Source organism: Hymenobacter metallilatus, assembly GCF_003944705.1.
GTDB classification, from domain to species: domain Bacteria; phylum Bacteroidota; class Bacteroidia; order Cytophagales; family Hymenobacteraceae; genus Hymenobacter; species Hymenobacter metallilatus.
On record NZ_RWIS01000002.1, the window covers coordinates 57,928 to 69,790 of the forward strand.

The following is an 11,863-nucleotide window of genomic DNA, read 5'->3' on the forward strand; positions in this document are numbered from 1 at the left end:
TCCTGAAACAGGAACCGAGTTTTTTTATGCTGGTACAGGAATCCGTTCTACTCTTTCAGCAGGCGGACTACCGTTGAGCCGTTGGGCATATCGAAGTGCAGGGTATATACGCCGGTGCTCAACGCACTCAGGTCCAGGGGCAGCTGAAGGGCAGCGGCCCCTTTAGTGAGCGTCTGGGCTTGTACCTGGCGGCCCAGGGCGTCGGTTACCCGCAGCGTAATGCTGCCGCGCTGGGCATTGTCGATGCGGACGTTGAAAACACCAGCGCTGGGGTTCGGAGCCACCTCAATGCCTTGCAGCAACGCCGCATTGCGCACGGCCGTAATGCCGGCCACCGTCTGGCAGCTCTCATTGGAGTACCCCGAAACACCCGTGGTATTCACGGCCCGCACACGGTAGCAATAGGGGCCGTTGGCCGTTACCTGATCGGTGTAGAAGGTGGTGTTGGCGGGCACGGTAGCAATTTTGGCGAAGCTGCCGCCGCTACGGGCACGCTCAATCTCAAAACCCGTTTCGTTGCCCGAGTTATCCAGCCAGATCATGTCGATGGTAGCCAAAGCTGCCGTAACGGTGGGAGCCAGGGTAGTAAGGGAGCTGGGAGCGGCCGGTACTTCGCCCACGGTGCACAGCTCCAGCGTCCAGCCCGTGAGGGTACCGCCGTTGCTGGTGTTGTTGTCCGAAATAGTAAGGGTCCAGTTACCGGCAGCAGAGCTGTTCAGCAGGTCGCCCAGGGAGTTGGCCGGGCGCACCGTGGCGCCGCTGCTAAGCGGGCAGGCCAGAGCTGCCGTGGCTGCATCATCGAACGTGAGGTTCAGGTTGGTAGTGCCGGGGCAGGCCCGTGAGAACAACACTACCCGCCGACCCGCCGGATTGGTAAGCGAAATTTCCAGCTCGCTTACATCGGGGTGGGTAATGGCCAGGTTGCTGATGCGAATGTTGGAAACCCGTTCCGTAGTCGATACGGCAATAACCGAGGTAACAGTAGGCGTAGAGCCCGCCGGAATGGGCCGGGGTACGTTGGTAGCCACAATGTTCTGGCACGCCTGTACGCCGGTAGTAAACGCGGTAACGGCCGAAAAAGGCGCCGTGCCGCAGGGGCTCAGGCCCCGCACCCGCACGTAGTAGGTAGTAGAAGGCTGCAGCGTAGCCGACGGCGTGAAGCTGGTGGCCGTCAGGTTGGTTTGCGACTGGATAACGTTGGTGAAAGCAGCGTCGGAGGCAATCTGCACTTCGTAGGCAGTGGCGTTGGGCACTGCTGCCCAGGTAATAGCCGGCCGCAGCGTAGTAGGACCGGCGGTAGCGCTGGGAGCCGTAATAACGGCTGCCTGCGTAGCCGAGGGCTGAACGGTAAGGCTGATGTCCTGGAAACGGGTGACGCCGCCACTGGTGCCCGTCAGGCGAATAACATACGTGCCGGCTGCGGCAGCGCTGGTAGCACTTACCGTAGCCGTAGTGCCGGCCCCGGCCTGTACCGTGGGGCTGGCGTAGGTTACGGTTACGCCGGCCGGCAGATTGGTGGCCGATAAGGCCACTGCCCCGCTGAAGTTCTGGAGCTGACCCACTGATACACTAACCGAGCCGGAGGCCCCGGGGCAAAACGCCAAAGCGCTGGCCGAGCAGCCAGGGCCCTGCAGGAAGAACGTAGGACCGCTGGGAGCTTCCAGCGTAAAGTTCAGGTTGGAAACGTCAAAGAAAATACCCCCCGTTGCCTGCACCCGAATGCGGGCCCGCGTGGAGCCGGCCACGCTGGCCGGTACCGTTACGGTTTCGCACCCATCGTTGGGGGTGTTGGCCAGCAGGGTAGTGGGGTAAGTGAGGCCGCCATCGGTGGAGAGCAGCACGTCCACAGTAGCGGCGTTGATGGGGGACTGCGTCGTGTTGGCCACGTTCCAGGTAACCTGCTGGGGTGCACCCACCAGCCAGGAAGTAGCCGTGTTTGGGGCCGTTACTACAAACGGTCCGGCCGTGGGTACTATTACCACGTTCATCGAGTCGTAGTCAACTCCACCCCCGCCAACGCGGTTGTCGCGGGCTACCAGCCGGAAAATCAGCCGCCGCCCGTAGCTGGGCAGCAGCTCGCCGCGGGTATTGGTGTTGTTAAGAATGTCGGCCAGGCGAGGGAAAGTGCGCACAGGGCTGCTTGTAGGCGAGAAAACCCGGAACAGAGGGGCGTCGCCGGTGGCTGCCGCTGGTGCGCCGGCGGGGCCTAGGTTGTACTGCTCCCAGCTGTAAGTAAGGGCATCGTTATTGGCATCGGTGGCCGAGCCCGTCAGCACGAAAGGCGTGCTGATGGGAATGGCGTAGTTGCGGCCGGCATTCACCACGGGTGGGGTGTTGCCGGTAGCCGTATTCACCGAGCAATTGCCCAAGCCCGTAATGTGGGCCACAATCTGGTCGAAGCTGCGGGAGTGAAAGTAGGGGTCGGAGTTGGGCTGAATATCATCCCCCCCGCAAATGCCGGCGTAGGCCATGATGGTTGTTCCCGAGCCCGGCTCGTAGGCCGAAACAGCGGCGCGGTTGCCCCCGCCACAGCTGCCGGTCTGGCTGTTGAACGTATGGTCTGCCCCAAACTGATGACCCATTTCATGCGCCACGTAGTCTACGTCGAAAGCATCGTTGGTGGGAACCGAGGAGCCGGTCACGCCCCGGGCCTTACCCGATACGCACACCGAGGGCTTCTGAGCCACCCCGCCGCCGCCCGTGCTGAACACGTGGCCAATGTCGTAGTTAGCCGACCCGATTCGGGCATCCACCGTAGTCTGGTTCTGGTTGAGCATGGCCGAGCCGCTGCTGTTGGTATACGGGTCGGTGCTGGCATCCAGGAAAATGAGCGTGTCATTCTTGGGCACAATCACCAGGCGCACGGCCAGCTCCTTCTCGTAAATTCCGCTTACCCGGTTTACCGAGGCCACCATGCCCGCCATGGCACCTACTTTGGTGCCACCGTGAAAGGTGCTGTACTCGCCGGTGCAGGCCAGGGCCAGCCGGTAGGTCCGCAGGGTGGTGCCGTTGGCTACTGCGGCCCGCTGGGCGGCCGTTAGCTCCGGCAATGGCTCGGTGCCGTCGGGCGAGGGAGTAGAGCACACAAACGGGAAAGCACCCTGGTTCATGGCGCGCCGCTCAAATACCAGGTGGGTGTTATTGCCCCGCTCCGCCGGGTCAATGTACACGGTACTGCCTCCCGACAGAATCATGGCATGAAACCCCTCGGGGCTCAGGTCGAGGCGGGCCGTAGCGGCCGGGTCGTCGATGCCCTGGGCAGCATAGGTCCGGATGCTGGGATACTTGGCTGCCAGGGCCGGTGCCATCACCGGCACCTGCACCACCCGAAACCGTTGGGAGGTACCATCGGGTAGGGGCAATGAAATAACGGTGGCCGAGCTGCGGGCACTTACGCTACGTTCCGCCGGCGCATTCTGGAGCGCAGCCCGTACCGCATCCAGCTGAACCGTAACAGCGCGGAAGTGCGACAGGGGCTGCGTGGCTTGTCGGGCAGAGGCGGGCAGCTGCGGCGCATCGGCCCACAGCACCCGTTGGGCCGATGCCGTAGTGGCGGCACCCAGGCCTGCCACCAGCAGGCTACCAGCCAGCAACGGCCGCCATGCCCCAGGAGAAAAAGTAAATGTTTTTTGCATCGTATAAGAATGAAAGAAGAGAAAACCGATGGGGAGGGAAGGGAAAAATAGAGCGCCCCAAGTTAGAATTTTTGGTTAGGGATGCGGACGGTTAAGAAAGATATATTTTGAGTATTCGTTGATAATTTGGCTGATACTGAAGGATAACTAGCAAAATAGGGCACAGTTTAGTGGGAAATTATCAGGCCTGAGGGCTAATTATATCGTAAAAATCATATAAATATATTCAGGGAGTTGAAAGTCCGTTGTGCGCTATCCGGTGGCCGCTCGTTGAAGCATCTCTCCCGCCGGCTACCCCAGGTGTGAAGACGAAGCAGGAAAGATGCTCCACCTCACTCCGCATAGTGTTCAGAGAGGTTCCGCCAGACTTCCTAAACAGCTCCTTGGAGTCCCGGCCGCCCCATATACCTAGCAAAAAATTACCCGCTGCCAGTGGCAGCGGGTAATAGGTGGCAAGTAAAACGTGCGTTGGCTACGCATCCGTTTTCAACAGCACGAGCTGGGCTTTATCGGCGGCACTCACTTTGCGCCGAAACTCCAGATAGGCCGGATAGTCGGTGCGGGCAAACCGGGTCCGGGGCATCACCAGGCGGCGCACGTAGCGGATACTGCCATCGGGCAGGGTCAGCAGCTGGCTGCTGTAGGTGCCAAATGGCGTGGTGAGCTGCACGGGCGCCGGCAGCTGCTCGGGGCGCAGGCTGGCCGGCAGGTGCAATACCACAGTATCCTGTTGGGTGAAGGCGTGGTCCAGCCACAGGTCGGTTTGCCGTTCCCCCACGGTGGCCTGGGGCGGGGCCATGCGGCTGAGCAGGTTGGGCGTGATGAACACCCGCTTGCCGCTGGGCGGGGCTAGGGCCGGCATGGTCAGCGCCAGATTCTCGGTGAGGCTGGGCACGGCCGCTTCCGGACCGGAATGCTTGAAGGCTACTTTGTTCAGGGTGAAGTTGGGCAGGGCCAGCCGGTTGCTGATGCGCTTTTTCTGCTCGGCCAGTTCCAGGCCCGGCAGTCCGGATACGCCGTCGTACTCCAGGCCCGTTCGGAGGGTGCGCAGCGTGGCGGTGGCGTCGCCGTTCACATCCAGAAACACGTTGGCCAGCCGCTCCCGGCGGTTTTCGGCGGCACCGTAGCGCGGCGTCGGAATCAGCTTGCCGCCCTCGGGCAACAGCAGCAGGGCGTGGCGGTTGCCCGTGAATCCCCCCATGTACCCAAACGGGTTAGTCTGGCTGGTGCATTCCAGCCACACGGTATCGGGCCGGGCGCTCTGGGCCAGGGGCACGCACAGCACCACGTGGTTGAACTGGGAGCTGGGAAAACTGGTAAGAACGTCCTGCTCATCGGAGCCCGCCTTCACCAGCGCCGCGTGGGCCTTGATGCCGGCGGCCCCCAGCAGGGCCTTGCAGTAGTTGGTCAGCGCCTTACAGTCGCCGTAGCCGTTGGCCGCCACCGACGAGGCGGGGAAAGTCTGCCAGCCGCCCAGGCCCAGCTGCACGGATATATAGCGGGTGTTAGCCTGTAAAAAGTGGTACACCTTCCGGATTTTGGCCCGCTCGTCGGTTTCGCCCTGCACCAGCGCTGCAATACCAGCCTTAATGGCCGGGGGCAGCTCGTCGCGGCCGGCGTTCAGGTCATAGGTCCAGCGGCTGAGGTCGGCCCAGCTGCTGAGGTGGCCGGCGTGGCCCTGCACCTCAAACTCGGCCGGCGCCGTGAATACGGTCGGGGTCAGCTCGGCTACCGGGGGCGCGTCGGCTTCTTCTTCGCGGGCAGCCAGGTCGTGCACCTGCCACTCGTATACCTCCTGGCTGCCCTGGGTACGCTTGGCCTGGGCTGTGCCGGCGGGCAGGTGCTGCTCTTGGTAGCGTAGGGCCATACCGGCCGGCATGGTTACTTTAAAGGATGCCTGCTCCACGGCCAGCTGCTCCACCGGCTGGGGCCGCCAGGTAGAGTAGAACAGCGGGTTATCGGATACCACCTCGTACTCAAACTCCACCGTGTAGGGGTAGGTGGGCTGGCTGAGGTCGGCCACGCGGCCCCGGGCATCGGTAGCCAGGCTAAACCCATCCGAGAGGCTGATGTCGTGGATATCCTGGCTCCGCAGCTGCCGCAGCTGGCGGCCGGCGGCATCGTATACCGCCCCCCGAAAGTAGCTGATGGTGTTGAGGGAGCTGTAGTACACCAGCTCCGAGGCCCAGCGGGCCCCCACCTCATCCAGAATGGTAACGGCGCGGCGGGTGGTTTCCACGGTGCGCCCCACCGATTTTACCAGTAGTGCTTCTTCCTGCCGCCGAATAACAGCGTGGGCGTTTTCGCGCAGGGGAGCGGGCAGGTCGGCTACGGCATATTTAGGCGCCGGACCGTAGGCCCAGGCCGGGGCGGTGGGCAGCAGGAGGCAGCCGGTACCGGCCAGCAGCAATGAAAGGAACGTACGCATAGCCCGTTAGCCTTTTTTCTTGAGTACCAGCCGCTCGCTCTGCTTGGCCATCATGCGGGCAAAAAACTCCCGCAGGTAAGCATATTCCTCCGCCGAGTACACCGGCCGGGCCAGGCTCATGCGGCTCATAATCTGCACGGTACCCGCGCCGGGCTGCACAGCATACGTGAAGCGGCCGCCACCCTCGGGCAGCTCCATGGCCATGGCCTTGGGGGTTTCCTCCAGCTCATAGCCGGCGGGCAGGGTTACATTCACCAGCAGGGTTTCATCCAGGGAGGCCCCAAAGTCCACCGGAAAGCGCCGGTCCTCGTGCAGGAAGGGGTTCTTTTCGGTGCCAAAGTCGCGCAGAGGGCTCAGGTAGATGGTGCCCACCGGAGCTTCGCCCCCGGCCGAGGCAAACTCAAATTCCAGCGTAAGCGGGCGGTGCAGGGCCGTCTGCTCTTTGAAAGCATACTTCGGAATGTTCCAGCCCTCGTGGCCGGCGGCCATTTCCTCCACGTATTTCTTTTCACCCAGCTTGCGCAGCTTTTCCCGCTGCGCCAGACCCAGGTAGCCGGCGTGCTCCTGGTGCACTTTGCCGCTCACGCCACCCTTCTCATCCACCGTCAGGTTAATCTGCTGGTAAGAAAGCAGGCGGTCGGCAGGCTTCAGCTCTATCCAGTGCGAGGCTCCTTCCTGGGGCAGCAGCAAGCGGCCAACCCCATTCAGGCAGCGTGGGGGCAGCATACCGCAGGGGGCCAGCTCTTCGGTGGCATCCACCAGCATCGATTTTCCGTCGGGCAGGGCCACGTGGGCCAGCACGTAGTTGAAGCGCGACACCAGCGGTACGTTGGTTTCCAGACGGCCGTGGTTGCGGGTGCTGAGCACTACGGGGTTAGCCTGCAGGCCCGCCTCGCGCAGCGCGGCAATCAGCAGCAGGTTCACATCGGCAGCGCTGCCGGTTTTCTGGTCGTAGGCGCGGCGCACCGAGCCCGAGGCGTACAGGCTGTTGCTGCCGTTGTGCTTCACGCTGCGGCGCACCAGGTCATGAATGGCAGCTACGCGGGCAGCCGGCTCGGTGTGCTGGGCCAGCAGGGCAGTCATCTGCTCTTTCAGGAAAGCCGGCCGGCTCAATTGCCCCCCGAAATTGTCACTGTTGAGTAGTTCCCGGTCAATTTTCTCCCAGGAATTGGCTACCGCCGTGTAGGGCTCATCAGGCCACTTTATCCCGGCCAGCTCAAAGTCAATTTTAGCTTCGTAGTCGGCCGTGGTGGTCATGTAAGGTTCGGCCCGCAGAGCCGGCACATTTTTCATGGCCCAGCGGTGGTTGGTTACCCGAGGCGTAACCACCTGCGCCCCGCCCGAGGAGCGGCGTCCGTATTCCATGCTCGACGACCAGGTGATGTTGTACTGGGTAACGCCTTCGTTGCGCTCCTGCACCTCCAGGGGCTCGTAGCCCTGCATCAGCATCTTGTAGTCGAAATACTCCGGAATGGCCGCCCGGTACTCGCTCCAGCGCACCGGAATATCCCGCTGAAACGTCCAGTCCTGGAAGTTGAAGGTGAACGGCGAGGTTACGACGTAGGTATATTCGACCACGGAGCCCACCCGCACGTTGGGCAGCGTAAATTTGCGGGTAGTAATGTTGGGGGTGGTTTCCTCCCGGAACATGGCGTCGGAGTTCAGCTTTTCCTTTACAACCTGCCCATTTACCAGATTATAGGTCATGCCTTTGAGGCTGGAAATCTTTTCCTCGCTGCCGGCTCTGTGGTAGAGGGGTACCTCCACGGTAGCATAGTCGTAGCCCGCTTTCTTGAGGATTTTGATACGGGTTACCCGCTCAAACACCACTTTAAAGTCGCCGTCGTTGTACTCGAAGCGGGAGCGGCCAAAATCGGCCAGCACTACGGCCGCGGCCGCGCTGTCGGCAGCAAAATTTTTGGGCGTCAGATCCGCCTCGTCAATCTTGCCGAATTTGATGGGGTCGGCCTGGGCCTGAGCCAGGGAAACGGACGCGCCGGTGCAAACGCCCGCCAGCAGCAGCCTACGCAGTAAAGGTGAAATCATGAGGAGAAATAATGAGTCAGGAATGAAAATGCTGGGTCGAACATTCCCTTCTTCTGTGGCAGAAGAGAAGGCAATAGTGCACTACAATAGCCGTGGATAGAAGCGGACAGAGAATCGGAACCGAAATATCCTATTTGTTTGGAAGATGAACAATAGGTGAAGACGAGTTTTCCAACTTCCCGGGCGGCAGGTGAGCTGCCTGTGCCGGCGGCTTATTGCTGCTGCAACACAATGGGCTCCGCAAATTTGGCTACGGCTTTGGCGTACAGCTCCCGAATGGCCGAGTATTCGGCGGCAGAGTAGTGCGTTTTGAGCAGGTGCAGCCGGCCCACCAGGGCCAGGGTGTGGGCGGTGGGCTGAGAGATGCTGAACAGAAACCGGCCCCCGCCATCGGGCAGCACCAGCTGCATATCGGTGGGTAGCTCCGCCACTTTGTAGCCGGCTGGCAGGGTCAGGTCGGTTACGCACTCCACCCGCTGTACCGTGGCGAAATCGACCGGGTAGGAGCGCTCCGCGTGTCGGAATGGATTGGCGGCCATCAGCAGGTGCTGCAACGGCCGCAGATACAGGGTGGTGGCCTCGGCCTCGGCCCCGGGCAGCGTAGCCGTCAGCTCCAGCATCACTGGGTGAGCTACATCGGGAGCACTCATTTCGGCTTTGCTGATGTGCCAGTCGGGGTGCTCTTTTTGCCATTGCTGGCGCAATTCCGGCAAGGGCCGCCGGTGTTCAGAGGCGGCGTAGCCGGCATACTCCTGGCGGATGGTACCCCGCAGCTCCCCCTGAGTTGAGGCCGTGAGCTGAGCCCGGATATAGAGCAGGTGCGAGGCCGTGTTCATGAGGTTTACCCAGCGCCCAGCCGGGCCCAGCAGGCGGCCCTGGGCATTCAGGCAATGCTCGGGCAATAGTGTGGGAGGCAGGCTGGCATCGGTGGCATCCAGCAGCAACTCCTGGTTGTCGGGCAGGGCCACGTAGGCTACTACGTAGTTGAACTGGCTGACTAAGGGCAGTTCCGTTTGTATCTGGCCGTGCTGGCGGGTGCTCAGCAGCAGCGGCTGTGCCTCCAGGCCGGCTGCCCGCAAAGCGGCAATCAGCAGCAGGTTTACTTCGGCGGCATTGCCCTGGCGCTGCTCCACGATGCGCCGGGCCGTGTTGCCGGGGCGGACCAGGTAGGCGGGGGTACTGGTGTAGGCTACCTGCTGCAACACCAGCTGGCGCACGGCCTGGGCCCGCTCGGTAAGGGCCGGCAAGCTGCGCAGGGCCGCCGCGTTGGTGCTGAGGGAGGTAGTAGCCTTCAGATACTGCCCAAACTTTTCGTCCTCCAGTAGCTGCTTTTCAATTTCGGCCCAACTCCCCACCACAAACTGCGGGTCATGCTGCGGGTCGAACTGAATACGCTCCAGCTCGAAATCAACCCGGCTCAGGTAGTCGCGCCGGGTCGTTATAAAGGGCTCGGCCCGAAACGCCGGCAGCTCCTTGATAGCCCAGCGCCGGGTTATGGCCATAGTGGTGATGTTGTAGTAGTTATCCTGCGTTACGGCCGTCATGCCATAGCCTGTTGGCCTGGGCTCCCGGTACGTGGTGGAATAGGCTTTGGTGCCGGTTTCGTTGATGGTGAAAGGCCAGTAGGTGCGGCTCAGCTCCTTGTAGCGGTAAAAAGACGGAATAATGGTGCGGTACTCGCTCCAGCGCACCGGAATATCCTGCTGAAACTGCCAGTCCTGGAGGTTGAACAGGAACGGCGACCGGACCACGTAGGTAAATTCCAGAATCGAGCCTTCCCGCACGTTGGGCAGCGTAAAGGCGTACTCATCCAGGCGCTCATCTACTTTGCGGCTGAAAACAGCCTCCGTGCGCAGGGGCTCCTTGCTGAGCGTGGCACCGGTTAGGTTGTACGTGAAGCCTTTCAGCAGCTGAATCTCCTCCCGCCGACCTTCTTTGGGGTCGTGGTAGAGCAGTACCCGCACGGTGGCATGCTCGTAGCCGGCCGGGCGCCGGATCAGTAGCCGGGCCGTGCGCTCGAACCGTAGCTCAAACCCCTCGCTCTTGCCCTGAATAGTAGACTGGCCAAAGTCGCAGAGCACCTCGGCCGCAGCCGAGTCGGGGGTGGGGCTGGCCAGCAGCGCGGCGGCCTCCCGGGCCTCCAGCTTGCCAAATTTGATGGGAGCCTCCTGGGCCAGTACCTGGTTACAGAGCCCGTTCAGGCTACTTAGCAGGAGCAGCATAGCAGCTGTCCGGAAGTAAGATGACGACACAAGAATAGCGTGGTAACAGGCAGCCGCCTAATGAATAACCACGAAGGTAACACTCCTGCCCCGGATAACCAGCCCGCCGGGCCGGGTACTTACGCCGTCTGGCGTTTTTGCCACACCAGCAGGTAAACCAACCCGGCCAACACGCTCAGGGCGCTCAGCCCATGCACAAACGGCAGGTGGGCGGGCTCATTGGCAAACACCCACCCGGCCAGCAGGGCGCCCAGGCCAATGCCGACCTCCAGGGCAATGTACATGGTAGCTACGGCCCGGCCCCGCCGCTCGGGGTGGCTCAGGTCCACCGTCCAGGCATAGAGGGTAGGGGAGTTGAGGCCGGTACCCAGGCCAAACAGCACGGCCCCCGTCAGGAATACCGGCCCCGAATGAGCCAGGGCCAGCACCACCAGTGCCACCACAATGATGATGGAAGAACCTATAAGCACCGGTAGCCGGCCGTACCGGTCGGAGGTGCGGCCGGCTACCAGGCGGACCACCAGCGAGGCGCCGGTGTAACAGGTGTAAAACAGGCCTTTATCTTCTCCAATGAGGCCTAGTACCCGGCTCTGGTCGGGAATTACCGTCAGAACGGCGCCGAATGGAAACAGGCACAGCAGTGTTGCCACGGCTGGGGCCAGCACCCGGGGCTCGAACACTTCGTCCCAGCTCTCAATGCGCAGCAGCCGCCAGCTAAAGCGCTGCCGCTGGGCCGGGGGCAGCGTTTCCGTCATGGTGCCTTGCACGGCCAGGCTTAGCAGGGCCAGCCCCGAGGAGCAGTAAAACATGGTATCCAGGGAAAACCGCTCGGCCAGCCAGGAGCCCAGCATGGGGCCGGCTGCCATGCCCACCGAGCCCGCCACGCCCAGCAGCCCCATGGCCTGCCCCCGGCGCTCCAGCGGAATGATATCGGCAATGAAGGCGGCCGTGCCGGTGGGTTTGAAGCCGGTGCTGAACCCGTGCAGCAGCCGCAGCCCCAGAAACGCCGCTACTGTGGCCGTGAACGGGTAAAAGAACCCGCAAACAAAGCAGACCAGTGAGCCAAACACCATGACCGGAATGCGCCCCACGGTATCGGCCAGCTTGCCGCTAAACGGGCGCGACAGACCCGCCGTGAGGGTGAATAGCGCAATAATGAACCCTTTATAGTCGGCGCCGCCCAGGCGGGTGAGGTAGTCGGGTAGCTCCGGCAGCAACATGTTGAAGCTCATAAAAAACAAGAGCGACGACAAGCACATCAGCCAGAACCCGAAGGTGTACACGTGGCGGGCCGGGGCAGCAGTGGAAGGCGGAACAGTAGCGGGCATTGTGAAGGCAAAGATACGGGGGCCAGTGGTGTCACGCCTTCTTTTCCCGTGATATCCTTGCCTTTGAGCCAGGCCCCAGCGGCGCTGGTACCCTTTAAGCCCGATAGGCAACTGTCTGGGAGTATTCCGGACAATCCAAGGCCTGTCCTGTTCGGATAATCATGTAGAGCAGTCTGGCAGCAGAACCTAGTTGCTACGCCGCAA

The 11,863-nt window shown here is 62.0% G+C and carries 5 protein-coding genes; all 5 read right to left on the bottom strand.

What is annotated here, in order from left to right; all coding sequences use genetic code 11:
- Nucleotides 1-47: 47 nt before the first annotated feature.
- The 5 genes from EI290_RS03630 to EI290_RS03650 all read right to left on the bottom strand — a co-directional run bounded on the left by EI290_RS03630 (nt 48) and on the right by EI290_RS03650 (nt 11,659).
- Complete coding sequence (locus tag EI290_RS03630; RefSeq protein ID WP_125426875.1) at nt 48-3,635, bottom strand: reprolysin-like metallopeptidase; 3,588 nt, start codon at nt 3,633-3,635, stop codon at nt 48-50.
- Nucleotides 3,636-4,107: 472 nt separating this feature from the next.
- A complete protein-coding gene (locus tag EI290_RS03635) occupies nt 4,108-6,063 on the bottom strand; it encodes a DUF3857 domain-containing protein (RefSeq protein WP_125426877.1) in 1,956 nt (651 codons plus the stop codon).
- Nucleotides 6,064-6,069: 6 nt separating this feature from the next.
- Nucleotides 6,070-8,109 (bottom strand): DUF3857 domain-containing protein, encoded by a 2,040-nt coding sequence (locus tag EI290_RS03640; RefSeq protein WP_125426879.1) that lies wholly within the window; start codon nt 8,107-8,109, stop codon nt 6,070-6,072.
- A 212-nt stretch (nt 8,110-8,321) separates the two neighbouring features.
- Complete coding sequence (locus EI290_RS03645; protein ID WP_125426881.1) at nt 8,322-10,331, bottom strand: transglutaminase domain-containing protein; 2,010 nt, start codon at nt 10,329-10,331, stop codon at nt 8,322-8,324.
- Between the two features lie 119 nt (nt 10,332-10,450).
- A complete protein-coding gene (locus tag EI290_RS03650) occupies nt 10,451-11,659 on the bottom strand; it encodes an MFS transporter (RefSeq protein ID WP_246008840.1) in 1,209 nt (402 codons plus the stop codon).
- Nucleotides 11,660-11,863 lie beyond the last annotated feature (204 nt).

What these genes read in the sequence shown, in the direction of transcription:
- EI290_RS03630 (WP_125426875.1), bottom strand. Translation starts at nt 3,635, where the DNA reads ATGCAAAAAACATTTACTTTTTCTCCTGGGGCATGGCGGCCGTTGCTG.
- EI290_RS03635 (WP_125426877.1), bottom strand. Translation starts at nt 6,063, where the DNA reads ATGCGTACGTTCCTTTCATTGCTGCTGGCCGGTACCGGCTGCCTCCTG.
- EI290_RS03640 (WP_125426879.1), bottom strand. Translation starts at nt 8,109, where the DNA reads ATGATTTCACCTTTACTGCGTAGGCTGCTGCTGGCGGGCGTTTGCACC.
- EI290_RS03645 (WP_125426881.1), bottom strand. Translation starts at nt 10,331, where the DNA reads ATGCTGCTCCTGCTAAGTAGCCTGAACGGGCTCTGTAACCAGGTACTG.
- EI290_RS03650 (WP_246008840.1), bottom strand. Translation starts at nt 11,659, where the DNA reads ATGCCCGCTACTGTTCCGCCTTCCACTGCTGCCCCGGCCCGCCACGTG.